This is a genomic window from Actinotalea sp. (assembly GCF_035443605.1).
Lineage (GTDB): Bacteria > Actinomycetota > Actinomycetes > Actinomycetales > Cellulomonadaceae > Actinotalea.
The window spans coordinates 1-23,151 of the sequence record NZ_DAORSQ010000039.1; the positions used below are offsets into that span (position 1 = coordinate 1).

Here is a 23,151-nt window from a genome sequence, read left to right on the forward strand (position 1 = left end):
ACGCCCCAACGACACCAGCATCGGCGACAGGCACCTTGTTCAGCAGTCTCCTAGGTGAACCTTCAACGACCATGTGAGGCTCTCCCTGTGAGCCCCGGCGGGGGCTCTCCGGAGCGGGTTCCCCGAGCCGGATCGACATTCCTGGGAAGGGAACCCCCCCATGTCCACCACTGCCGTCAACACCAAGCCCGTCCGCATCGTCGCGCTCGTCGCGATCATCGCGGGCATCCTGCTCATCGTCGCGGGAGGCGTCACCTGGGGCGTCGTGCGCAGCCAGCTCGTCGCCGAGAACATCACCATCCCCGACGACGCCATGGCGTTCCAGGGCACCACCGTCAGCGGCCCGCTCGGCGCCTTCGTCCAGGCCGACATCATCAACACCCACGCGCTCGAGGCCACCGGTGGCCAGACCTACGCCGAGCTGGACCGCGAGGACCCGCTGCGCGCCGTCGTGCAGACCGGCTCGTTCCTGCGCGCCTCGCTGTTCACCTCGGTGATCGCCTTCGGCATCGCGGCCTTCGCCGCCGGCATGGGCGTGCTGTTCATCCTCGTCGGCTGGGCCCTGCGCAGCCTCGTCCCGGTCGAGGCGAAGGTCGAAGCAGCCGTCTGACCTCGCTCGTCGCACGCGACGAAGGCCGTCCGCACCTGGGTGCGGACGGCCTTCGTCGTGCTGGGGCCCGGGTCCCTCCTCCCGGCCCCGCTCACCGCCCCCGGTGCCGGAGCCCGGTGGCGAGCGAGCCGACGAGCAGGGCGAGCCCTGCCGCCACGAGGAGCACGATCACGGCGAGCTCGACGTCGAACGTCAGGCCGCTCGCCAGGGCGACGAGGCCCAGGCCGACCGCCGCGACCACGAGGCCCCAGACGACGGTGCCGACGCGGATGCTGCGGTGACCGGCTGCCGCCGGCTCGACGGGCGGGGCCTGGGCCGGATCGGACCAGCCGGCGGTCGGGGTGGTGCCCGTGGGGTCGGTCGTGGGCTGCACGGCCTGCGTGGCCGGCCCGGTGGTGGTGCTGTCCATGAGGTGCTCCGTCCTCGGCGCGAGCGGCGTGGGCCGCTCCACCGGATCGGTGGTCGGGATCTGCTGCGTGCTGTCCTCGCTCATCGCCCCTCCTCCACGAACTCGACGGTCCCGGCGCCGACGCGCACGGTGATGTCCAGCGCGGAGGCGGCGCCGTCGAGCACGGCGGGGGACTCGAAGGTGAGCCCGTTGGCGTCGCTCAGGCCGGCGGTGGTGTCGCCGAGCCACGTGACGTCGCCGCCCATGATGGAGACCTCGGCGGTGTAGGCCGCGCCCCGGGGGACGACAACGGTGAGGTCACCGGCGCCCATCTGGATCGGGACGTCGACGGTGTCGCCCGTGAGCGGCAGCGCGGTGAGGTCGATGTGGGCGTCGCCCGCGCCGAGGGAGAAGCCGGCCTCGGCCGTCGCGACGTCCGTCGGCGTGGCCCGCAGGTCGCCGAGGGCCGTCGAGCTGCCCAGGTCGCCGTCCCAGCCCTCCCACGCGTCCCAGCCGTCGGCGTTCGCCGCGGACAGGGGCAGGGCGATGAACGCGCCGAGGATCGCGAGGCCGGTGAGCCCGCCGCTGGTGCGGCCGCGCAGGCCGGAGACGATGATCGCCAGGCCGAGCAGGGTGATGGTGACCGCGGTGGTCGTCAGCGCGACCGGTCCGGTGAAGTCGCCGGTGCGCTGCGCCGCGAGGAGGACGGCGAGCGTCAGCAGGCTGAGCCCGACGACGATGCCGATGGCGCCGGCGCCAGGGCCGCGGCGGCGGTCACGGGGCAGGACGGTCGTGGGACCCGCGGGGCCGGCCTGCCACGCGGGGGCGGGGGCGTAGCCCGCGACCGGGGCGGTGCCGAAGCCGGCTCCGTACGCCGGGCTCGCCGGGGTGCCGTACGCCGGGCTCGCCGGGGTGCCGTACGCCGGGCCGGACGGGCTGCCGTAGCCGGCTGAGGCCTGCGTGGGGTAGGTCGCGGTGGGCGCCGCGGCCCACGTGGCGGTGGTGGCGGACGAGGTGTCGTCCATCGACGGTCCTTCCATCGTGGGGTGGGTGGGCTGCTGCCCGGTCGGTGCGGCCCAGGTGGCCGCGGCAGGTGCTGCGGGGCCGGTCGGTGCACCCCATGCCGCCGGGGGCGCCGCCTGGCGCGGGCCCTCGCCGGGGCGCAGGGTGGTCGACGGGCCCGCCGCGGACGCGGTGCCGGCCGGGGGACGGGGGCGCTGGGCGCGGCGGCTGGCCGCGGCGACCGCGAGCACCACCACGAGCGCCAGGGTGCTGAGCCACAGCACGGCCTGCCACCAGCTGCCGTCTGCCGCCCACCACATGCCCCGGTCCCACTGGTTGGGGAACGCCAGGCCGGACAGGAGGACGGCGAAGCCGCCGACGACGGCCACGTCCACGTCGCCGCGGAACAGCTGCTGCAGGTGGATCCGGCCGTCGCGCTGATCGGGCACCAGCAGCCAGCCCAGGCCGTAGAGGACCATGCCGAGGCCGCCGAAGAGCACGGAGACCGCGAGGAGCCCCCGCACGACGAGCGGGTCGATGCCGAACCGCAGCGCGAGGCCGCCGGCGACGCCCCCGACCCAGCGCTCGTCGGTGCGGACGAGGCCGGAGCGTCGGATCGAGTCGAAGAACCCGTCGGAGCCGTGCGCGCCGGCCTGCCCGCCCGGCTGCGGGGCGTACGGCGGCACGTTCTGCGGGGCGTGGGGTGCGCCGGTCTGCTGCGCTGCGGCGCCCTGGTCGGGGGCCGTCTCGGGTGTGGTCTCGTCCATGGCTCCCATGCTGGCCCGGCCGCCGGTGCCGGGGTATCGGGGCCAGCCCTGATCCGACCCTGATCCTGCGGGGCAGCGCCCTGAGCGCACCTCGGGGTGCCGCCCGGCGCCGCACGCTCGCCACCCCGGACCGACCCCTGATTCGCACCGTCGGAGCCCTGCGACGCGTGCCCGGCGTGTGACGATGCTCCCGTGACGAGCACCGGTCGGCTCCCGCTGCGGCGGCCCCTGCGCGGCCGCGCCATCGGTGGCGTGGCCGCGGGGCTCGCCGCGCACCTGGCTGTGCCGGTCGCCGCGGTGCGCCTCGTGCTCGTGCTGCTCGTCCCGCTCGGCGGCGCGGGGGCGTTCCTCTACGTGTGGTTCTGGGTGACCGTCCCCGCCGGCGACCCCGCCGCGCTCGCGGCGCAGCGGCCGGCGGCGCTGTCGCGGCTCGCGCCCCACCTGCGCCAGCCGGGGCGGCGGCTCCCGCTGACCGACATCGGGCTGGGCCTCGTCCTGCTCGTCGGCGCCGGCCTGCTGGTTGCCGCGCGCCAGGGCGTCGACCTCACCTACTCGTGGGCCGTGCCCGCGCTCATCGGGCTCGGGGGCACCGCGCTCGCGTGGAGCCAGCTCGACACCATCCAGCGTGATCGGGTGCTCGCGCGGGCGGGTGGCCGCACGCCGGTGAGCGTGGTGCGGCTGCTGGGTGGCACGGTGCTCGCCGGGCTCGGGGTCTTCCTGCTCGTCGGGCGGGACGAGCCGATGGCGGACCTGCTCCGCTCGGCCGTCGCGGCGGTCGCGGTGCTCGCCGGTGCCGCGCTGGTCCTCGCGCCGTGGTGGCTGCGCCTCGTCCGCGAGCTCGGCGACGAGCGCGCCGCGCGCGCCCGCGAGGCCGAGCGAGCCGACATCGCCGCGCACCTGCACGACTCGGTGCTCCAGACCCTCGCCCTCATCCGGGCCAGGGCGACCCAGCCCGAGGACGTCGCGCGCCTGGCCAGGGCGCAGGAGCGCGAGCTGCGCGCGTGGCTCTACGACGACCGGCCCACCCCCGGCACGTCGCTGGCCGCGGAGCTGCACGGCCTGGTCGCGGAGGTCGAGGACGCCCGTGGCGCGGCGGTGGAGACGGTGGTCGTGGGGGACCGCGTGCCGGACGCGGCGACCGAGTCGCTCCTCCAGGCGACGCGTGAGGCGCTCGTCAACGCCGTGGTGCACGGCCGGCCGCCGTTCTCGCTCTACCTCGAGGCGCGGCCGGACGTCGTCGAGGTGTTCGTCCGGGACCACGGGGACGGGTTCGAGCTCGACGAGGTCCCGGCCGACCGGTTCGGCGTGCGCGAGTCGATCATCGGTCGCATCACGCGCCGCGGCGGCACCGCGACCGTCGTGTGCAGGCCGGAGCGCGGCACCGAGGTGCACCTCAGCCTGCCCGTCGCGGCAGGATGAGCCTCGAGACCCGGGAGGTCACCATGAGCACCACTGACGACGGCGTCGTCGACGTCGTCCTCGTCGACGACCACCTGATGTTCCGTGCGGGGGTGCGGGCCTCGCTCGACGCCTCGATCCGCGTGCTGGGCGAGGCGGACGACGTCGACGCGGCGATCGCGATGGTCCGGGCGCTGCGCCCGCCCGTCGTCGTGCTCGACGTGCACCTGCCCGGCGGCTCGGGCGGCGGCGGGGCCGAGGTCATCACGGCGTGCGCCGACCTGCTGACCGAGGTCCGGTTCCTGGCGCTGTCCGTCTCGGATGCCGCCGAGGACGTCGTCGCCGTCATCCGGGCCGGCGCGCGCGGGTACGTCACGAAGGCGATCAGCGGGCCGGACCTGTCCGACGCCGTGCGTCGGGTCGCCGGTGGCGACGCGGTGTTCTCGCCGAGGCTCGCGGGCTTCGTGCTCGACGCCTTCGGGACCGCCGCCGGCGACGTCGCCACCGGGGACCACGAGCTCGACCGGCTGTCCGCCCGGGAGCGCGAGGTCATGCGCCTCATCGCGCGGGGGTACAGCTACCGCGAGGTGGCCTCGGAGCTGTTCATCTCGATCAAGACCGTCGAGTCCCACGTCTCCGCGGTGCTGCGCAAGCTGCAGCTCTCCTCGCGCCACGAGCTCACGCGCTGGGCGGCGGCCCGCCGGCTGCTCTGAGGGCCGGCCGGCGGACGCGGACGGCCGACCCCCGGTGTCGGTCCCACGGCCTACCCTGGACGCGCGATGACGACCCTCTTCGACGACCTCCCGCTGCCCGGCCTCGATGGCGCACGCCTGCCCGCAGCGGTGCCGCCCCGCCCCGACCACGAGTCGCCCGACGATGCCCCCGGCGACCGTCAGGGCACCACGGCGGCCGAGCGTCGCGCCGAGGCCGAGGCCCGCGCGGAGGCCCTCCTGGTGGGCCTCAACCCCGAGCAGCGCGCCGCCGTGCTGCACACCGGCTCCCCGCTGCTCATCGTCGCCGGCGCGGGCTCCGGCAAGACGCGCGTGCTGACCCACCGGATCGCCCACCAGCTCGCGACGGGCCGCGTGCGCCCGTCGGAGGTCCTCGCGATCACCTTCACCAACAAGGCCGCGGCCGAGATGCGCGAGCGTGTCGCCACGCTCGTCGGCCCGGCGGCGCGCTCGATGTGGGTCTCGACCTTCCACTCCGCGTGCGTGCGGATCCTGCGCCGCGAGGCCGCGACGCTCGGCCTGCGCTCGTCCTTCTCGATCTACGACTCGGCCGACTCCCAGCGCCTGCTCACCCTCGTGGGGCGCGAGCTGGACCTCGACCCGAAGAAGTTCCCTGCCAAGGCCATGGCGTCGAAGATCTCCAACCTCAAGGACGAGCTGGTCGACCCGGAGACCTACGCGCGGACGTCCGGGGCGTCGTCCGGCGCAGCCAACGCCTTCGACGAGGCGCTGTCGGCCGTCTACACGCGCTACCAGGCCCGCCTGCGCCAGGCGCACGCGCTGGACTTCGACGACCTCATCATGACGACGGTCAACCTCCTCCAGGCGTTCCCCGCGGTCGCCGAGCACTACCGCCGCCGGTTCCGCCAGATCCTCGTCGACGAGTACCAGGACACCAACCATGCGCAGTACGTGCTGGTCCGCGAGCTGACGCGCGCGCACGTCCCGGCAGGGGCACGGGGCACGGCAGCCCACGACGACACGCACGACGCGGCGCACGACGACGATGCGGCCCAGGGCGCTCCGCCCGGCCCGGGCCCGGCGGAGCTGACCGTCGTCGGCGACGCCGACCAGTCCATCTACGCCTTCCGCGGCGCCACGATCCGCAACATCCTCGAGTTCGAGGTCGACTACCCCGACGCGCGCACCATCCTGCTCGAGCAGAACTACCGCTCCACCCAGACCATCCTCTCGGCGGCCAACGCGGTCATCTCGCGCAACACCGGCCGCACGGCCAAGCGGCTGTGGACGGACGCGGGCGCCGGCCCGCAGATCGTCGGCTACGTGGCCGACAACGAGCACGAGGAGGCGCGGTTCGTCGCCGAGGAGATCGACCGCCTCGCCGACGCCGAGGGCGTCCGGCCCGGGGACGTCGCGATCTTCTACCGCGCCAACGCCCAGTCGCGCGCCCTGGAGGAGGTGCTCATCCGGGTGGGGCTGCCGTACAAGGTGGTCGGCGGCACCCGGTTCTACGAGCGCCGCGAGGTCAAGGACGCCGTCGCCTACCTGCGCGCCATCGCCAACCCGGACGACGACGTCAACCTGCGCCGGGTGCTCAACGTGCCCAAGCGCGGGCTGGGCGACCGCTCCGAGGCGATGCTCGCCGCGTTCGCCGAGCGTGAGCGGATCTCGTTCGGCGCCGCCCTCGAGCGGGTCGAGGAGGCACCGGGCCTGGGCACCCGTGCGGTGGTCGGCCTGCGGGCGTTCGCCGAGATGATGGCGGGCCTGCGCGAGCTCGCCGCCTCCGGCGCCGGCCCCGGCGAGGTGCTCGGCGAGGTGCTCGACCGGACGGGCTACCTCGCCGAGCTGCGCCGCAGCGAGGACCCGCAGGACGCGTCCCGCGTGGAGAACCTCGCCGAGCTGCACGCCGTCGCGACCGAGTTCGAGCAGTCCGAGCCCGACGGCGACCTGGCCGACTTCCTCGAGCGGGTGTCGCTGGTCGCCGACTCCGACCAGATCCCCAGCCAGGACGTGGCCGAGGGCGAGGCGCCACGGCCGGACCAGGGCGTCGTCACGCTCATGACCCTGCACACCGCGAAGGGGCTGGAGTTCCCGGTCGTCTTCGTCACGGGCTGGGAGGACGGCACGTTCCCGCACATGCGGTCGCTCGCGGACCCGGACCAGCTCGCCGAGGAGCGCCGCCTGGCGTACGTCGGCCTCACGCGTGCCCGGCAGCGCCTCTACATCTCGCGCGCCGCGGTCCGCACCGCCTGGGGCGTGCCCAACGAGTTCCCGGCCAGCCGGTTCCTCGACGACGTCCCGCCGGAGCTCGTCGACTGGCGTCGGGCCGAGTCGTCGATGGCGGTGCTGCGCGCCGGCGGCAGCGGCTGGGGCGGCGGGGCCTCGGCGTGGGGCGGGCGCGGCGGCTCGGGCTCGGGCGGCTCCGGCTACGGCGGCCCGGGCGCGTCCGGCGCGCGCTCCGGTCCCGTGACGACGCGCCGCGCCGCGGGCGCATCGGGCACCGGCTCCCGCGGCACCACGACGCCCTCCACGGGCGCCACGTTCGGCTCGGCCACGCCCCGCCCCGCTGACCAGGTCCCGTCGCTGGCCCTCGGCGACCGCGTGACGCACGACGCGTACGGCCTCGGCACGGTCGTCGGCGTCGAGGGGACCGGCCCGAACGCCGTCGCGAAGATCGACTTCGGCGCGTCCGGGACCAAGCGGCTGCTGCTGCGCTACTCGCCCGTCACCAGGCTCTGAGCCGCCCGCCGCCGCGCCGAGCGGTCGGCGGCCGCCGTGGTCGCGACGACGGCCAGCACGGACCCCAGCACCGCCGGGACGGTGACGGCCGCGCCGGCGGGCGAGAGCGTCAGCACCGCGAGGAGCACGGCGGTGAACGGCAGCGCGAGCACCGCACCGGTCCCGGCGGCGATCCCGACGGCCACGAGCCCCGGCAGGGACGTGGCCGGCACCAGGGCGTGCGCGGCCGCGCCGAGCGTGGCGCCGACGAAGACCGCGGGGAACACCGTGCCGCCGCGGAACCCCGCGCCGAGGCTCAGGCCGTAGGCGAGCGCCTTGGCGGCGGCCACGGCCAGGAGCGCACCCACGCCGGTGAGCCGCACGGCCGCGCCCAGGTCGGACTGGCCCGAGAACAGCACCATGGTCACCGGCTCGCCGGTGGCGGCCCGGACGGCGAGGGCCAGCGCCGCCACCGCGAGCGCGCCCGTCAGGAGGGCTGCCAGCGGCCTGCTGCCCGCGTGCCCGCGCAGCCAGGTGGCCCCGCTCGTCGCGCCGATCACCAGCGCCGCGACGGCCAGGGCCAGCGGGACGCCCACGAGCAGGTCCACCACGAGCGCCGACGGGTAGGCCTCGAGGCCGTCGATCGCGAGCGACGGCACGGGCACACCGGTCCACCCGCCGAGCCCCACACGGACGACGTAGCCGGTGCCGAGCGCCGCGAGCAGCGGCAGCAGGCGGTGCAGCAGCAGCTCGCGACGCCCCACCTGCTCGCCGGCCAGGACGAGGGACTCGAGCACCAGGATGCCGGTCACGAGGGGGTTGCCGAAGACCACGCCGAGGGCCGCCGCGGCGGTGGCCAGCACGAGGGGCTGGACCTCGCCGCGCGCGACCCGCGTGGAGACGGTCAGCGCGAGCGCGGTGCCGATCGCGAGCAGCGGCGCCTCGGGCCCGACGACGGCGCCCGCCACGAGCGTGGCCAGCGCCGCGAGCAGGGTCGAGCCCAGTGCGCGCGGTCCGATGTCGAACGCCAGGCCGTCGAGCGGATGGTGCCCGCCGTGCCCCGGGAGTCGCACGGCCCCGTGCACCGCCGCGGCACCGACGACGAGCACGGTCACCACCCACCACGCCGGCGGCTCGTCGGCGCCCCACAGGCCGGGCAGGGCCACCCAGACGAGGTGCGTCGCCTCGTGCACGAGGACGACGAACACGTACGCGACCACCGAGACGACCCCGCCGAGCAGCGCCGCGAGGGCGAGCAGGCGCGCGGTCCGGACCCGCGCCGGGGCCGGCGCGACGGCTCCCGCCCGTGGCGCGCCCGTGCCCACCGGGGTCGCGGCCGGGGTCGCGGAGGCGTCGGGCTGGTCGGTCATCGGCCCAGCGTCCCGGGTGCGACCCCCGGGGCGCCAGTCCTCGGGGCCGGCGGGCGCCGCCGGGACGAGCGCGTGCGCCCGCTGGCCAGGGGCCGGTGGCGGGGGATCAGGCGGCGTCCCGGGCGGCGAGCAGCGCCGCCCGGACGGCCTCGGCGTCGACCCCGCACCGGTCGAGCGCCCTGGCGCCGCCGCCGCCGGGTGCGGTGGCGCCGAGCACGACGTGCTCGGTCCGGATCTCGCGGTCGCCGAGCAGCCTCGCCTCGCGCAGGGCGACCACGAGGGCCTCCTTCGCCTCGGCGGTGAACGGCAGGTGCCGACCGGCCCGGCCGCGCGTGCGGGCTCCTGCCGAGTCGAACGCCCCGGCGCCGAACAGCTCGTCGGCAGCGCGGGTGACGGCACCGAGGTCGATGCCGATCGCGCCGAGGGCCTCGGCGTCGATGTCGTCTGCCGGGGCGATGACGGCCTCCAGGGCGGGGGCGCGCAGCCCGGCGTCGTGCAGTGCCCGGGCCGTCGGTCCCTCGGCGACGAGCGCGGCGAGCACGAGGTGCTCGGGGCCGATCCGCGGCGAGCCCAGCCGGCGGGCGTGCACCTGGGCGTCGACGACGACGGCGCGTGCGCCGCGGGTGAACCGATCGAACATCATGCCCTCCGGGGGTCTCGTGCGGCACCGTGCTTCTTGTGCACCGCCTGCCGGGTCACCCCGAGCTGGTCGGCGATCTCCTGCCAGGTCCAGCCCAGCGTCCGCGCCCTGCTCACCTGGAGGTCCTCGAGGCGATCGGCCAGCAGACGCAGGGAACGCACGGCCCGCAGGCCCGTGCCGGGCTCGGCGCCCACGGCCTCCTGGAGCGAGGGGATCTCGGTCATGCCTGTCAATCTAGGTTGACGCGCTACCGGATGTCAACCCACGTTGACGCCGGGTGGCAGGGTCGCCGCCGCGCCGGGGTGCCGCGTGCCGCGGTCTCTCGATGTGAAGAGACCTCCGGCCCCCGGCTACCATCGGTCCCGGCGACGTGGCCCCACGCGGCCGGGATCCAGGAAGGGCGGGGCAGGGTGGACCTGTTCGAGTACCAGGCGCGGGACGTCTTCGAGAAGCACGGCGTGCCCGTGCTGGGCGGCATCGTCGCCACGACCCCGCAGGAGGCCCGCGCCGCCGCGGAGCGCCTCGGCGGCGGGACGGTCGTCGTCAAGGCCCAGGTGAAGACCGGCGGACGCGGCAAGGCCGGTGGCGTCAAGCTCGCGCACAACCCCGACGAGGCGGGCGAGAAGGCCGGCGAGATCCTCGGCATGGACATCAAGGGGCACACCGTCCACCGCGTCATGGTCGCGGCCGGCGCCCGGATCGCCGAGGAGTACTACTTCTCCGTGCTGCTGGACCGCGCCGAGCGCCGCTACCTGGCGATGTGCTCCGTCGAGGGAGGCATGGAGATCGAGCAGCTCGCCGTCGAGCGCCCCGACGCGCTCGCCAGGGTCGCGGTGGACCCCATCGTCGGCATCGACGCGGCCAAGGCGGCCGAGATCGTCGCCGCAGCCGGCTTCGCGGCCGACGTCGCGCCGCAGGTCGCCGAGGTCATCCAGAAGCTCTGGACGGTGTACCGCGAGGAGGACGCCACCCTCGTCGAGGTCAACCCGCTGGTCCGGACCACCGACGGCGCCGTCGTCGCCCTGGACGGCAAGGTCACGCTCGACGAGAACGCGGGCTTCCGCCACCCCGACCACGCCGAGCTCGAGGACACCGCCGCCGCCGACCCGCTCGAGGCGCGGGCCAAGGACGCGGACCTCAACTACGTCAAGCTCGACGGCTCCGTGGGCGTCATCGGCAACGGTGCGGGGCTCGTCATGAGCACGCTCGACGTCGTCGCGTACGCGGGCGAGGCGCACGGCGGGGTCAAGCCGGCCAACTTCCTCGACATCGGCGGCGGCGCCTCGGCGTCGGTCATGGCCGCCGGGCTGGACATCATCCTGTCCGACCCCCAGGTGCACGCCGTCTTCGTCAACGTCTTCGGCGGGATCACCGCGTGCGACGCCGTCGCCAACGGCATCGTCGCGGCGCTGGACATCCTCGGCGACCACGCGACCAAGCCGCTGGTGGTGCGCCTCGACGGCAACAACGTCGCCGAGGGTCGCGCGATCCTCGCCGCGGCCGCCCACCCGCTGGTCACCCTGGCGGACACGATGGACGGCGGGGCCGACGAGGCCGCGCGCCTCGCGCACGCCGCCACCGCCGCACCGTGACCGTCCCAGCCGCCTGACCGACCCGACCGGAGAAACGAACCACCATGGCGATCTTCCTCACCGAGGCCTCCCGGGTCATCGTCCAGGGCATGACGGGCGCCGAGGGCACCAAGCACACCACCCGGATGCTCGCGGGGGGGACCGCCGTCGTCGGCGGCGTCAACCCGCGCAAGGCCGGCACGAGCGTCACCTTCCCCGGGCCGGACGGCGAGGTCGCCGTGCCGGTGTTCGGCACGGTCGCCGAGGCGATGGCCGCGACCGGGGCGGACGTGTCCGTGGTCTTCGTTCCGCCCGCGCACACCAAGGGCGCCGTGCTCGAGGCGATCGAGGCGCGCATCCCGCTGGTCGTCATCATCACCGAGGGCGTCCCGGTGGCGGACACGGCCGAGTTCTTCACCGCGGCGCAGGCGGCCGGGGTGCGGCTCATCGGCCCCAACTGCCCGGGCATCATCAGCCCCGGCCGGTCGAACGTCGGGATCATCCCGGCGGACATCTCGGGTGCGGGCCGGGTGGGCCTCGTCTCCAAGTCCGGGACCCTGACCTACCAGATGATGTACGAGCTGCGGGACTTCGGGTTCTCGACCGCGATCGGCATCGGTGGCGACCCGATCATCGGGACCACCCACATCGACGCCCTCGCGGCCTTCGAGGCCGACCCCGACACGGACGCGATCGTCATGATCGGCGAGATCGGCGGTGACGCCGAGGAGCGCGCGGCGGCGTTCATCGCCGAGCACGTCACCAAGCCCGTCGTGGGCTACGTCGCGGGCTTCACCGCCCCCGAGGGCAAGACGATGGGCCACGCGGGCGCCATCGTCTCCGGGTCATCGGGCACGGCCCAGGCCAAGAAGGAGGCCCTCGAGGCCGCCGGCGTGGCCGTGGGCAAGACCCCGTCGGAGACCGCTGCGCTCATGCGGGCGATCCTGTCGGCCTGACCCGCTGAGCCGGGCGGCCCCCCGCCGACCGTCGGCCGACCCTCGGCCGACTCCCCGCCGCCCCTCGGCGCGGCGAGACCGGGTCGGTCGCCGACGCCAGGGACGATGGCCGGGTGAGTCGTCCGCCCGTGCCCCCCGCCCGCGCAGCCACGCGCCCGCGCACGGCGGCGACCGGTCGCGGGACCCCGCCCGCGGCGCCGGCGCCCCGCGCCGCGGGAGCGCTCGTCGAGCGCTGGCGCGACGTCGTCGACCGCGGCCGTGCCCGTGCCGGTGGCCTGCTGCGGCGGTCCCCGTCGGGACCCGGTCGCCCTGGCCGGGCTGGCGGTGCGACGGACGGCGCGCCCCGGTGGGTCTCCGGGCTGCTCGCGGGCGCCCAGGCGGCGCTGCTCTCGTTCCTCGTCGTCGTCGTCCCGACCATGGCCGCGTACGTCGCGACGTCGGCCGACCCGGCCAACGCCGAGATCGGCTGGCCGCGCTCCGTGGCCGTCGGCGCCGTGCTGTGGCTGCTCGGCCACGGCGCGTCGGTCGACGCGGGCGGGGGGAGCGTCACGCTCGTGCCGCTCGGGATGACGGTGCTCGCGGTGTTCACCGCCGCCGCCTCGGCGCGGCGGACCGCCCGCCCCACCCGCTCCGCGTGGCTCGCGGGCATCGGCGGCTACCTGGCCATGGTGGGCGTCGTGGCGCTCGGCGTCGGCCCCGCCGGTCCGCTCGGTGCTGGCCCGGGTGCGGTGGTGCGCCTGGTGGTCGGCGCGGGGCTGGTCGCGGCCGTGGGCCTGGGCAGCGGCATGATCGCGGCCCGGGCGCTGCGCGAGGCGACCCGGCCCGCCTGGTCGCGCCTCCCGGCGATCGCGCGCGTGGGCGGGACCGCTGGCGCGATCGCCGCGTCGTCGCTCCTCGCCGTCGCCGCGCTCGTCACGGCCGCCTGGGTGCTGATGGGCCGCGCCGCGACCGGGGACGTGGTGGCGGCGCTCGGCCTGGACGTGTTCGGCGGCGCCGTCCTGGCGGTCGGCCAGCTCGCGCTGCTGCCGAACCTCGTGGGCTGGTCCGTGGCCTGGTTGGCCGGCCCCGGCTTCGCGGTCGGCGCGGGGACCGTGTGGTCGCCCGGCCACGTCGTCGGCGGCCCGCTGCCGGCGCTCCCGCTGCTCGGCGCGCTGCCTCCCGAGGGCGCCGAGGGCGGCGCGGCACGCTGGGCGCCCCTGCTCGTGGTGCTCTGCGGCGCGCTGGCCGGCTGGTGGCTGCATCGCACGCTGCGCACGTCGCGCGTCTGGGAGGCGCCGCTCGCAGCCCTGCTCGCCGGCGTCACGGCGGGCACCCTGGCCGCGGTCGCCACGGCGCTGTCGGGCGGCTCGGCCGGGCCGGGGCGACTTGCCGTCGTCGGCGGGTCGGTGGCGCTCGTGGGACTCGCCGTCGCCGGGCTGGTGCTCGCCGGGGCCTTCCTCGTCGCGGTGCCGGGCGACCCGGTGGTCCGCGGGGGCGTGCGCCGCGCGTCCCGGTCGGCCTGGGCCGCGATCCGTGGGACGACGTCGCACGGCTGACCGGCCGCGGGCCGACCGGCGGGTCCGTCATCCCCCCGCGGGCGGGGTGGTGTCCAGGCGGTCGCGCAGGGCGTCGTCGAACTGGGTCTGGCAGGCCTGGGTGGCCGAGATCGTCAGGGCGTCGCGCTGGCACTCCTGCAGCTGCATCTGGAGCGGCCACAGTGCCAGCGCGGTGGTCAACGACAGCGCGAGCAGCGCCGCGAGCCCGAGCCCCACGCCCAGGGCCGGTGCCAGCGTGCCGCGCACCCGGAGCCGGATGACGGTGACCATCGCGCGCACCCCGACCACGAGGGCAGCCAGCGTGAGGACGAGGGCGATGACCTGCCACGGCAGGAGGAGGCTCGACGTGGCCAGCGCGGCGAGCAGCAGCAGCGCGAAGTGCAGCACCTGGCGGGTGGCCGCACGCAGTGCCACCGGGTCCGGCGGCGGGGGGTCGGGCGTCGGGGGGCGGTCGGGGTGCCGGGCGGGCTCGTGCCGGTGCGCGTCCTCCGGGCGGTCGACCGGTCGTGGCGCACCGTCGCGACCGCGCTGCGGCGGTGCGTAGGGGTTGGTCACGGTGCTCCTCGGGTCCAGCGGGCTGCGCGCCGCGTCGTCGCCAGTGTCCCACCCCGGACCGTCGGTGCCCCCGTCGCGGCCACGGGCTAGGGTCGGCCCGTGCCCGCCTCGCCGCCCTCGCCCGACGCCCAGCCGCCCCGCCCACGGCCCGCCGTCGTGCCCAGCCCGGCGCGCGTCGTCGTGCTGCTCTCCGGCGCCGGCTCCACCCTCGCCGCTCTCCTCGCGGCCCAGGCCGCGCCGGGATTCCCGGCCCGCGTGGTCGCCGTCGTGAGCGACACCCCGGCGGCCGGCGGGCTCGAGGTGGCCCGCGGCGCCGGCGTGCCCACGGTCGTCGTCGCGCCCGGCGACTTCGCAGACCGCGCGGTGTGGGACGCGGCGCTCGCGCAGGCCGTGGGCGTCGTCGACCCCGCGTGGGTGGTCTGCGCCGGCTTCATGCGGATCCTCGGCCCGGCCTTCCTCGCCCGGCACGGCGGCCGTGTGCTCAACACCCACCCGGCCCTGCTGCCGTCCTTCCCCGGCGCCCATGCGGTGCGCGACGCCCTGGCGCACGGCGTGCGGGTCACGGGCTGCACGGTCCACCTGGTCGACGAGGGCGTCGACACCGGCCCGATCCTCGCGCAGGCCGCCGTCCAGGTGCACGACGGCGACGACGAGGCGGCGCTGCACAAGCGCATCAAGGTTGTCGAGCGCGACCTGCTCGTCGACGTCGTCGCACGGGCCGTGCGCGGCGGGATCGTCCTCGAGCACGGCCGCGCGCGGCTCGTCGACCCCGGCTGACCCCCCGCGGTCGGTCGGCCGAGGGCCCCCGTCGGTGTGTCCGACGGTTGGCTAGGGTGGCGAGGAGCCGGCACCGCCGCCGGTGACGAGCGCGGGGGGAGACATGGCCGATCCGACGGTCCTGGTACCGGCGTCGTTCGACCTCCTGTGGTCGGCGGGGCTCGTCGCCATCGGCATCGGGGCGGTGGTGGTCGTCGTCCTCGTCGTGCGCAGCACCGGCCGCCTCGTCCGGCACGGGATCGACCCGACGACGGTGGACGCCGAGCTGGCCGCGCGCCTGCTGCAGAGCCAGGCGCTCGCACCGGCCCGGGGGGGGCACGGGGGCAGCGGCCGCGGTCCGCAGCGTCGAGGAGCGGCTCGCCGAGCTCGACGCGCTGCACGCCCGCGGCGTGATCAGCGAGGACGAGCGGGCCGCGGCCAGGGCGCGGGTCCTGGCGGACCTCTGAGCCGGCCAGCCCTCGGCTAGACTCGCCCCGGCCGTGACTGGCGTGAGGTGGGTCCAACCACCGGGGAGCGGCCGCAGTTCCCTGCCGTGCACCGTCCGCCTGGGTGCCTGGGTGCCGACCGAGCCCCCGCGGGCACCGCGTGGGCTGTGCCGCCCCAGCACGAGCACGCACGAGCACGCACGAGCCAGGAGATGTCATGACGTCGAGCCAGCCGACCCCCGCCCCGATCGCCCCCGACGCGCGCCGCCCGATCCGTCGCGCGCTGCTCAGCGTCTACGACAAGACGGGCCTCGTCGGCCTCGCGACCGCGCTGCACGGTGCGGGCGTGGAGCTCGTCTCCACCGGCTCCACCGCCGCCACGATCGCCGCCGCCGGGGTGCCCGTCACGCCCGTCGAGCAGCTGACGGGCTTCCCCGAGTGCCTCGAGGGCAGGGTCAAGACGCTGCACCCGCACGTGCACGCCGGGATCCTCGCGGACCTGCGCAAGCCCGACCACGCCGCGCAGCTCGCCGAGCTGGGCGTCGAGCCGTTCGAGCTCGTCGTCGTCAACCTCTACCCGTTCGCCGCGACCGTCGCCTCGGGCGCCGGCCAGGACGAGGTCGTCGAGCAGATCGACATCGGCGGGCCGTCGATGGTCCGCGCCGCGGCCAAGAACCACCCCAGCGTCGCCGTCGTCGTGGACCCCGCGGGGTACGACGGCGTCGTCGCTGCCGTCGCGCAGGGTGGGTTCACGCTCGACCAGCGCCGGGCGCTCGCCGCGGCGGCGTTCGTGCACACGGCAACCTACGACGTCGCCGTCGCGTCCTGGATGGGCAACGTGCTGGCGCCGACCGACGCCGTCGACGGCGTCTCGACCGGCTTCCCGGCGTGGGTGGGCGGCACGTGGGACCGCACGGCCGTGCTGCGCTACGGCGAGAACCCGCACCAGAGCGCCGCGCTCTACACGAACGGCTACCGGCCCTCCGGCCTCGCCACGGCCACCCAGCTGCACGGCAAGGAGATGAGCTACAACAACTACGTCGACGCCGACGCCGCCTGGCGCGCCGCGCACGACCACGACGCCCCCGCCGTCGCGATCATCAAGCACGCCAACCCGTGCGGCATCGCCGTGGGTGTCGACGTCGCCCAGGCGCACGCCCGGGCCCACGCGTGCGACCCGGTCTCGGCGTTCGGCGGCGTCATCGCGACCAACCGGCCGCTGAGCGTCGCGGCGGCCGAGCAGATCGCGCCGGTCTTCACCGAGGTGGTCCTGGCACCCGACTTCGAGCCCGGCGCCCTCGAGGTGCTCGCCGCGAAGAAGAACGTCCGCGTGCTGCGGGTCGCCGCACCCACGGCCTCCGGCGTGGAGATGCGCCCCATCAGCGGCGGGATGCTGCTGCAGCAGCGCGACGGGATCGACGCCGTGGTCGACGGCGGCGGCGACGCGGCGGCGGCATGGACCCTGGCCTCGGGCGAGCCGGCCGACGCCGCGACGCTGGCGGACCTCGCGTTCGCCTGGCGCGCGGTGCGCGCCGTGAAGTCCAACGCGATCCTCCTGGCGCACGACGGCGCCTCGGTCGGCGTGGGCATGGGCCAGGTGAACCGGGTCGACTCCTGCCGGCTCGCGGTCGAGCGGGCCAACACGGGCGACGTCGAGCGGGCGCGCGGTGCGGTCGCGGCGTCGGACGCCTTCTTCCCGTTCGCCGACGGCCTGCAGGTGCTGCTCGACGCGGGGGTGCGGGCCGTCGTCCAGCCGGGCGGGTCCGTGCGGGACGCCGAGGTGGTGGCGGCCGCCCAGGCCGCCGGCGTGACGATGTACCTCACGGGCACGCGGCACTTCGCCCACTGAGGGCGGTGCAGATCGGGCCCAGCAGTCCGCACGGGTCAGTCGGACGACAGCTCCCTGCGCATGATCCAGCGCTCGCGGTGCCCGCTGTGGGCGGTGGTGGGGCCCGCCCGGTGGAACCCGTGGGCCTCGAACAGCTCGACCGTCCCGACGTACCCGGAGATGACGTCGACCCTGGTTCCGGCACTCTCGACGGGGTAGCCCTCGATCACCTCGGCGCCGTGCGCGGCGGCGTGCCCGACGGCGGCGTCGAGCAGCACGTGCATGAGCCCGCGACCGCGATGGCCGGGTCGCACGACGAAGCAGACGGCGCTCCAGGCGTCGCGGTCGTCGAGGAACGGGATGGTGCGCGAGGCCATCAGCCGGCGGTACGTGCTGCGGGGGGCGACGGAGCACCAGCCCGCGACGTCGCCGTCGACGTACGCGAGGACGCCTGGACCCGGCTCTGCGGCGCACAGGCCACGCAGGAAGGCCGGGCGCTCGAGGTTGGGCACGCGGGAGTCGCGGTAGCTCATGCACCAGCAGCCGCCGGCGTCGGGCCGCTTCGTCCCGACGACCGCGGCGACGTCGTCGAAGCGCCCGACGGCGGAGCGGGTCTCGGTCATCGCCCCACGCTAGCCAGCCGCTCGGCGTGCCGCAGGCCGGGTCTCAGCGCGGCGCGCGATCCGCGCCGTCCGCCGCGGCCCGGTGCAGCCCGTCGAGGAGCAGGTCGAGGGTGAACTCGAACTCGTCCTGGCTGTCGCACCAGCCGAGCGGGTCCTCCTCGTGGTCGTGCACCTCGGCCGCGACCATCGCGGTGAGGTGGGGCAGCGCGGCGGCCATCGCGACGAGCTCGGCCTCGGCGGCCTCCTCGTCCATCGTGCCGCCGTCGGCAGCGGGGGTGAACAGCTCCTGGGTGAAGCCCAGCACCATCGTGCCGAGCGCGTGGATGCCACGGTGGGCGAGGTGGTAGCTGAGGCCCCCGGTGACCATGGTCGCGAGGATCGCCTCGTAGTACGCGTACAGGCCAGGCGGAAGGCTCGCGCGGGTGCCGAGCAGCCCGGGTGCCCAGCGGTGACGCACCATGACCTCGCGGGCGGCGAGGCAGCGGTGCCGCAGGGCGGAGCGCCAGTCGTCGTCCCGCGCGGCGCGAGCGTCGACCGCCGCGGTGATCTCACCGAGCACGGCCTCGGCGAGCCCGTCGAGGAGCCCTTCCTTGCCCGGAACGTGGTGGTAGAGCGACATCGCCTCGACGCCGACGTCGGTGGCCAGCCGGCGCATGGTGACCGCCGGCAGGCCCTCGTCGTCGGCCAGCCGCATCGCGGCCGCCAGCACGCGCTCGCGGCTCAGGGGCGTGCGTACCGCGCGTTCGGTCATCGGCGTCTCCTCTTCCCCTCTTGCGCTACCTTACAACGTATGGCAGCCTTACGGCGTAAGAGATCCTTACGCCGTAAGGTCACGACAGGAGAGCGACATGACCACCTCGACCACCACCCACGTCCCTGCCACCGACGTCACCGACGTCACCGACGCAGCGGTCGCCGCAGCCATCGGGCAGCAGCCGGTCACCCCGGAGCTCGTCCGCACGGCGCGCACGACCGGGCTGCTCTACCTCGGCCTGGCCGTCACCGGCATGCTGAGCTTCCTCATGATCCGCAACCAGGTCTTCGTCGCCGACGACCCGGCGCAGACGCTGGCGAACCTGGTGGAGCAGCCATGGCTCGCGCGCGCCGGCATCGCCGTCGAGCTGGGCGTCGTGCTGACCCAGGCCCTGGTCGCGGTGTGGTTCTACCGCCTGTTCCGCAGCGTCAGCTCCGTCGCCGCCGGGGCGATCGCCGCGTTCGGCCTGGTCAACGCGGTGGCGATCCTGGGCAGCGCCGCGCTCCTCGCCACGGCGCTCGACGTCGGCGCGGACCCCGCGCTGGCCGCGGCTGGCGGGGCCGCCGCGACCACCCAGCTGCTGTACGTCATCAGCGGTCACCTCTGGGCGGCCGGCGGACTGTTCTTCGGTCTGTGGCTCATCCCGATGGGCTGGCTGGCGTGGCGGTCCGGCTGGATGCCGAGCCTCCTGGGCCGGGTGCTGATGGTCGGGGGCGTCGGCTACGTCGCCTCGTCCTTCGCCGGCTACCTGATCCCCGACGCGGGCGTCGTCAGCGACCTGCTGACCGCGCCGGCGACGGTCGGCGAGCTGTGGATGGTGGGCTACCTCTGCCTCCTCGGCGTGCGTCGCCACGGCGCGCGCTGAGCGGTCGGATGGCGGGGCGACGGGGCGGTCGCCGGCTCAGCGCAGCGGCCGGTCCGGGTCGGCCGCCGCCGTGCGGTCCACCCGGGGCAGGGCAGGGCCGGCGAGCAGCCGTCGCGCCGCACCGACGTCGCGGGGCCGGTCGACGGCGAGCACCGCGGTCAGCTCGTCGGTCCCGGGGGTGAACCACAGGGCCGACCAGCCGGTGCCGGCGGGGTCGCCGCGCAGGACGAGGTCGCCCGCCTCGCCCGGCACCCCGAGCAGCCCGAGGTCGTGACCCAGCTGCGTCGAGAAGACGTAGGGGGTGGGGTCCGACGAGGTCGCGGGGGCGGCGTCGGCACCGGGCGCACGGCCGCGGCCGGCGGGCTGCCCGTCCGGTGCCGCGCCCAGCGGGCCGGCGAGCAGCGCGGCGACGGCGACGGCCGGCCCGCGCAGGGCGCCGTCCCAGTGGCCGCCGGGCACGGGACCGTGGCGCGGCGAGGAGCGCAGGGCCAGGTCGCCGACCGCCGCCACGCGGCCGTGGGTCCCTGGCACGAGGTACGCGGGCCCGACGGCGATCGAGCCGTCTGGCTCGAGCGGCAGGGCCCCGACCAGCCAGCCGGAGGCGGGCCGCGCTCCGACGGCGACCAGCACCACGTCGGCGTCGACGACCTCGCCGTCGCCGAGCGTGACGGTCCCGCCGAGCCCGGTCGCCGCACCGGGCCCGCCCGTTCCAGCGACCTCGACCACCCGCACGCCGGTCAGCAGCCGCACCCCCGCAGCCGCGTACCAGGGCCGGGTCAGCCCCCCGACCGTCGCCCCCAGCGCCCCCGCGAGCGGGGCGTCGGCGGCCTCGACCACGGTCACGTCGACCCCGGCGCGCGCCGCGACCCCGGCCACCTCCGCACCCACCCAGCCGGCCCCGACCACCACCAGGCGCGTCCTGGGCCGCAGCGCGGCGCGCAGCCGGGCGGCGTCGTCGTGCGTGTGCAGGGTCGTGCCCCGCCACCCGTCGGGCAGCACGGGCCGCGAACCCGTCGCCAGCACCACCGCGTCGGCCCTGATCTCGCCGCCCGCGGTGCGGACCACGACGCCGTGGGGGCCGGTGGCCAGGCCGGTCGCGGGTTCGCCGAGCCGGACGTCGTCTGCGGCCGTCTGGTCCGTGCCGAGCTCCTCGCCCAGCCACGCGGGGGAGGTCCGGGTGAACAGCTCCTTCGAGAGGGGCGGCCGGTCGTACGGCTCGACACCCTCGGCCCCCAGCAGGGTGATCCGGCCCGCGAACCCCTGGGAGCGGGCCGCCGCGACGGCCTGCGCGCCGGCCAGACCGGCGCCCACCACCACGAGGTGGCGCGGTGCCGTGGGGGTCCGGTCGGCGCTCACGGCCTCACGGTAGTCTCACGGACCGTGACGTTCGAAGGGCACCACGCACCCGCGCTGTGGCTGGTCGTCGCCCTCATCGCGGTCGTCACGGCCGTCGGGACCCTGGTCGACGTCCAGCTCGGGGCCGTCCTGCTCGCCGCGACCCTCGCGGGCGCCGCGGCAGCGCGCCTGGTGCTACGGGGCCGCCGGCCCGAGGGGGTCGCCGTCCGGTCGACGTGGGCCGACGTGACGGTGCTCACCGCGCTCGCGGTCGGGATCGGCGTGCTCGCCACCAGCCCGGGCGTCTGAGCCCGCCCGCTCGAGCGCCGGACGCGCGACCGGTCGGCCGCGCGCCCGGTCACCGTCAGCGGACGACGACGCTCTCGGTCTCGCCGTCGAGGACGATCTCGAGCGGCTCCGTCACGGTCCGCCCGAAGGCCAGGACGGCCAGGCCGACGGCGGCCCCGCCCAGCAGCGCGGCCAGCCAGAACCCCCACAGCTGGGTCAGCGCGAGGGTGTCCGAGCCCGCGCTGAGCAGCGCGACGGCCGTGGCGCGGGCCGGGTTGAGCGCGGCGTTGGTCACGGGGCCGGCGACGAGCAGCATCGAGGCGTAGGTCAGGCCGATCGCGACGGCGCCGCTGCGGCGGGCCGAGGTGCCGAGGACGACGGCGACGAGCAGGGCGGTCGCCAGCGCCTCGACGAGCAGGGCCGCGGCCAGGCCGAAGGTCACGCTGCCGCTCGACAGGACGGACAGCGGCGAGCCCGCGCCCCAGCCGTTGGCGGTGATCGCCAGGAAGTCGGCGGCGGTCGCCTCGGGGTTGACCGTGTCGACCAGGCCCGGCAGGGCCGCCGGCACGGTGACGAAGAGCACGGCCACGGCGAGCACGGCGCCGAGCACCTGGGCGACGACGTAGAGCAGCGCGTCGAGCCACGCGGTCCGGCCGGTCAGGGCCGCTGCGAGCGTCACGGCCGGGTTGAAGTGCGCGCCCGACACCCGCCCGAACGTCGCGGTGAGCCCGGCGAGCGCCGCCCCGCCGGCGAGGGCGACGCCCACGGCGCCGGCCCCGGACAGGCCCGTGTAGAGCAGGGTGCCGACCACGGCGAGCACGATCCCCAGGGTGCCGACGACCTCGGCGCCCACGCGCGTGAGCAGGCCGTGCTCGGGCGCGGGCGGGCCGGCGACGAGCGCGATCTCGTCGTAGCCGAGGAGGTCGTCCTCGATGACCTCGATGACCTCGACGGCCGACGGGTCGGGCCCGTCGAGCGACGGTGCGGGCGTGGGCTCGGTGCTGGACATGCGGGTCCCCTCTCGGCCGCGCCCGGTGCGCCGCCGTCGGGCATCATGCCACCGTCTCCTGTCGGCGAGCCCCGAGCCGGCCGGCAGCGTGCCCGCCGGGCTCGACCGTCCGCTCGGGCGTCGCTCGCTCGCCACTCGGAGGTCTCTCGATGTCGAGTAACCTGGCGCACAGTGCGGCCGCGTGCCGCGCCACCCTTTCCTCGGAGCCACGGGAGTGCCGCATGGGCAAGATCACGGTCGTCGGACCGGTCGTCGAGCTGGACGGCGACGAGATGACCCGGATCATCTGGCAGTTCATCAAGGACCGCCTCATCCACCCGTACCTCGAGATCGACCTGCGCTACTTCGACCTGTCGATCGAGAACCGCGACGCCACAGACGACCAGGTGACCATCGACGCGGCCCACGCGATCAAGGAGCACGGCGTCGGCGTCAAGTGCGCCACGATCACGCCGGACGAGGCCCGCGTCGAGGAGTTCGGCCTCAAGAAGATGTGGCTGTCGCCCAACGGGACCATCCGCAACATCCTCGGCGGCGTCGTCTTCCGCGAGCCGATCATCATCTCCAACATCCCGCGCCTGGTCCCGGGCTGGAACAAGCCGATCATCATCGGCCGGCACGCCTTCGGCGACCAGTACCGCGCGACCAACTTCAAGGTCCCCGGCGCCGGCGTGCTCACCATGACCTTCACCCCGGCGGACGGCTCCGAGCCGATCCACCAGCAGGTCGTCACCTACCCCGACGGCGGCGGCGTGGCGATGGGCATGTACAACTTCAACGACTCGATCCGCGACTTCGCCCGGGCCTCGTTCGCCTACGGCCTGCAGCGCGGCTACCCGGTCTACCTGTCGACCAAGAACACGATCCTCAAGGCGTACGACGGCGCGTTCAAGGACATCTTCGCCGAGGTCTTCGAGGCCGAGTACGCGGCGGCGTTCGCCGAGCGGGGCCTGACCTACGAGCACCGCCTCATCGACGACATGGTCGCCGCGGCCATGAAGTGGGAGGGCGGCTACGTCTGGGCGTGCAAGAACTACGACGGCGA

The 23,151-nt window shown here is 75.9% G+C and carries 22 protein-coding genes and 1 riboswitch; of the genes, 12 read left to right on the forward strand and 10 right to left on the reverse strand.

What is annotated here, in order from left to right; translation table 11 throughout:
• Window positions 1-160 precede the first annotated feature (160 nt).
• The gene (locus PKY62_RS06170) at window positions 161-610 is read left to right on the forward strand and encodes an aromatic ring-opening dioxygenase LigA (protein ID WP_324535833.1); all 450 of its coding nucleotides are present in this window, start codon (window positions 161-163) and stop codon (window positions 608-610) included.
• Between the two features lie 91 nt (window positions 611-701).
• Here the strand turns inward: PKY62_RS06170 and PKY62_RS06175 are convergent, their stop codons facing one another.
• The gene (locus PKY62_RS06175; RefSeq protein ID WP_324535834.1) at window positions 702-1,103 is read right to left on the reverse strand and encodes a hypothetical protein; all 402 of its coding nucleotides are present in this window, start codon (window positions 1,101-1,103) and stop codon (window positions 702-704) included.
• A complete protein-coding gene (locus tag PKY62_RS06180; protein WP_324535835.1) occupies window positions 1,100-2,767 on the reverse strand; it encodes a PspC domain-containing protein in 1,668 nt (555 codons plus the stop codon). Before PKY62_RS06180 ends, PKY62_RS06175 begins: the two co-directional genes overlap by 4 nt.
• Before the next feature lie 192 nt (window positions 2,768-2,959).
• On the opposite strand from PKY62_RS06180, the gene PKY62_RS06185 reads away from it, so the two are divergent.
• The 3 genes from PKY62_RS06185 (at window position 2,960) to PKY62_RS06195 (ending at window position 7,596) form a co-directional block, all read left to right on the forward strand.
• Entirely contained in the window at window positions 2,960-4,186 is a 1,227-nt protein-coding gene (locus PKY62_RS06185; protein WP_324535836.1) for a PspC domain-containing protein, read from the forward strand.
• Between the two features lie 23 nt (window positions 4,187-4,209).
• A complete protein-coding gene (locus PKY62_RS06190) occupies window positions 4,210-4,878 on the forward strand; it encodes a LuxR C-terminal-related transcriptional regulator (protein ID WP_324535837.1) in 669 nt (222 codons plus the stop codon).
• Window positions 4,879-4,944: 66 nt separating this feature from the next.
• On the forward strand, window positions 4,945-7,596 hold the full coding sequence (locus PKY62_RS06195; protein ID WP_324535838.1) for a UvrD-helicase domain-containing protein: 2,652 nt from the start codon (window positions 4,945-4,947) through the stop codon (window positions 7,594-7,596).
• Here the strand turns inward: PKY62_RS06195 and PKY62_RS06200 are convergent.
• The 3 genes from PKY62_RS06200 to PKY62_RS06210 all read right to left on the reverse strand — a co-directional run bounded on the left by PKY62_RS06200 (window position 7,572) and on the right by PKY62_RS06210 (window position 9,809).
• Window positions 7,572-8,945, reverse strand: a complete 1,374-nt coding sequence (locus PKY62_RS06200; protein ID WP_324535839.1) for a chloride channel protein — start codon at window positions 8,943-8,945, stop codon at window positions 7,572-7,574. The genes PKY62_RS06195 and PKY62_RS06200 overlap by 25 nt on opposite strands.
• Before the next feature lie 106 nt (window positions 8,946-9,051).
• The gene (locus tag PKY62_RS06205; RefSeq protein ID WP_324535840.1) at window positions 9,052-9,585 is read right to left on the reverse strand and encodes a Clp protease N-terminal domain-containing protein; all 534 of its coding nucleotides are present in this window, start codon (window positions 9,583-9,585) and stop codon (window positions 9,052-9,054) included.
• Window positions 9,585-9,809: an RNA polymerase subunit sigma-70 gene (locus PKY62_RS06210; protein WP_324535841.1), complete on the reverse strand. Its 225-nt coding sequence runs from the start codon at window positions 9,807-9,809 to the stop codon at window positions 9,585-9,587. Before PKY62_RS06210 ends, PKY62_RS06205 begins: the two co-directional genes overlap by 1 nt.
• 186 nt (window positions 9,810-9,995) lie before the next feature.
• Here PKY62_RS06210 and sucC point away from each other — a divergent pair, with 186 nt between their 5' ends.
• From sucC to PKY62_RS06225, 3 genes are all read left to right on the forward strand, one after another.
• Window positions 9,996-11,177 carry an ADP-forming succinate--CoA ligase subunit beta gene (gene sucC / locus PKY62_RS06215; RefSeq protein ID WP_324535842.1) on the forward strand — a complete coding sequence of 394 codons (1,182 nt, stop codon included), beginning with the start codon at window positions 9,996-9,998 and terminating at the stop codon, window positions 11,175-11,177.
• Between the two features lie 44 nt (window positions 11,178-11,221).
• A complete protein-coding gene (sucD, locus tag PKY62_RS06220; protein ID WP_324535843.1) occupies window positions 11,222-12,112 on the forward strand; it encodes a succinate--CoA ligase subunit alpha in 891 nt (296 codons plus the stop codon).
• Window positions 12,113-12,225: 113 nt separating this feature from the next.
• Window positions 12,226-13,647, forward strand: coding sequence for a cell division protein PerM (locus PKY62_RS06225; RefSeq protein WP_324535844.1), 1,422 nt, complete (start codon window positions 12,226-12,228; stop codon window positions 13,645-13,647).
• Window positions 13,648-13,674: 27 nt separating this feature from the next.
• On the opposite strand, the gene PKY62_RS06230 is transcribed toward PKY62_RS06225, so the two are convergent.
• On the reverse strand, window positions 13,675-14,202 hold the full coding sequence (locus PKY62_RS06230; RefSeq protein ID WP_324535845.1) for a hypothetical protein: 528 nt from the start codon (window positions 14,200-14,202) through the stop codon (window positions 13,675-13,677).
• A 156-nt stretch (window positions 14,203-14,358) separates the two neighbouring features.
• On the opposite strand from PKY62_RS06230, the gene purN reads away from it, so the two are divergent.
• Together purN and purH are read left to right on the forward strand one after the other, a co-directional pair.
• Window positions 14,359-14,979, forward strand: coding sequence for a phosphoribosylglycinamide formyltransferase (gene purN / locus PKY62_RS06235; protein WP_324535854.1), 621 nt, complete (start codon window positions 14,359-14,361; stop codon window positions 14,977-14,979).
• A gap of 469 nt (window positions 14,980-15,448) precedes the next feature.
• A riboswitch (ZMP/ZTP riboswitch) is annotated at window positions 15,449-15,537 on the forward strand.
• 84 nt (window positions 15,538-15,621) lie between these two features.
• The gene (purH, locus tag PKY62_RS06240) at window positions 15,622-17,253 is read left to right on the forward strand and encodes a bifunctional phosphoribosylaminoimidazolecarboxamide formyltransferase/IMP cyclohydrolase (protein WP_324535846.1); all 1,632 of its coding nucleotides are present in this window, start codon (window positions 15,622-15,624) and stop codon (window positions 17,251-17,253) included.
• Window positions 17,254-17,288: 35 nt separating this feature from the next.
• On the opposite strand, the gene PKY62_RS06245 is transcribed toward purH, so the two are convergent.
• Together PKY62_RS06245 and PKY62_RS06250 are read right to left on the reverse strand one after the other, a co-directional pair.
• Window positions 17,289-17,855 carry a GNAT family N-acetyltransferase gene (locus PKY62_RS06245; RefSeq protein ID WP_324535847.1) on the reverse strand — a complete coding sequence of 189 codons (567 nt, stop codon included), beginning with the start codon at window positions 17,853-17,855 and terminating at the stop codon, window positions 17,289-17,291.
• 43 nt (window positions 17,856-17,898) lie between these two features.
• On the reverse strand, window positions 17,899-18,606 hold the full coding sequence (locus PKY62_RS06250) for a TetR/AcrR family transcriptional regulator (protein ID WP_324535848.1): 708 nt from the start codon (window positions 18,604-18,606) through the stop codon (window positions 17,899-17,901).
• Between the two features lie 97 nt (window positions 18,607-18,703).
• Between PKY62_RS06250 and PKY62_RS06255 the strand changes: the two genes are divergently transcribed.
• On the forward strand, window positions 18,704-19,474 hold the full coding sequence (locus PKY62_RS06255; protein ID WP_324535849.1) for a DUF4386 domain-containing protein: 771 nt from the start codon (window positions 18,704-18,706) through the stop codon (window positions 19,472-19,474).
• A 36-nt stretch (window positions 19,475-19,510) separates the two neighbouring features.
• On the opposite strand, the gene PKY62_RS06260 is transcribed toward PKY62_RS06255, so the two are convergent.
• Window positions 19,511-20,830 carry an FAD-dependent oxidoreductase gene (locus PKY62_RS06260; protein ID WP_324535850.1) on the reverse strand — a complete coding sequence of 440 codons (1,320 nt, stop codon included), beginning with the start codon at window positions 20,828-20,830 and terminating at the stop codon, window positions 19,511-19,513.
• A gap of 24 nt (window positions 20,831-20,854) precedes the next feature.
• Between PKY62_RS06260 and PKY62_RS06265 the strand changes: the two genes are divergently transcribed.
• Entirely contained in the window at window positions 20,855-21,118 is a 264-nt protein-coding gene (locus PKY62_RS06265; RefSeq protein ID WP_324535851.1) for a DUF3017 domain-containing protein, read from the forward strand.
• A 55-nt stretch (window positions 21,119-21,173) separates the two neighbouring features.
• Here the strand turns inward: PKY62_RS06265 and PKY62_RS06270 are convergent, their stop codons facing one another.
• On the reverse strand, window positions 21,174-22,106 hold the full coding sequence (locus PKY62_RS06270) for an MIP/aquaporin family protein (RefSeq protein WP_324535852.1): 933 nt from the start codon (window positions 22,104-22,106) through the stop codon (window positions 21,174-21,176).
• 221 nt (window positions 22,107-22,327) lie between these two features.
• Here PKY62_RS06270 and PKY62_RS06275 point away from each other — a divergent pair.
• Window positions 22,328-23,151, forward strand: an 824-nt coding sequence (locus PKY62_RS06275; RefSeq protein WP_324535853.1) for an NADP-dependent isocitrate dehydrogenase, incomplete at its 3' end; no start/stop codon positions are given.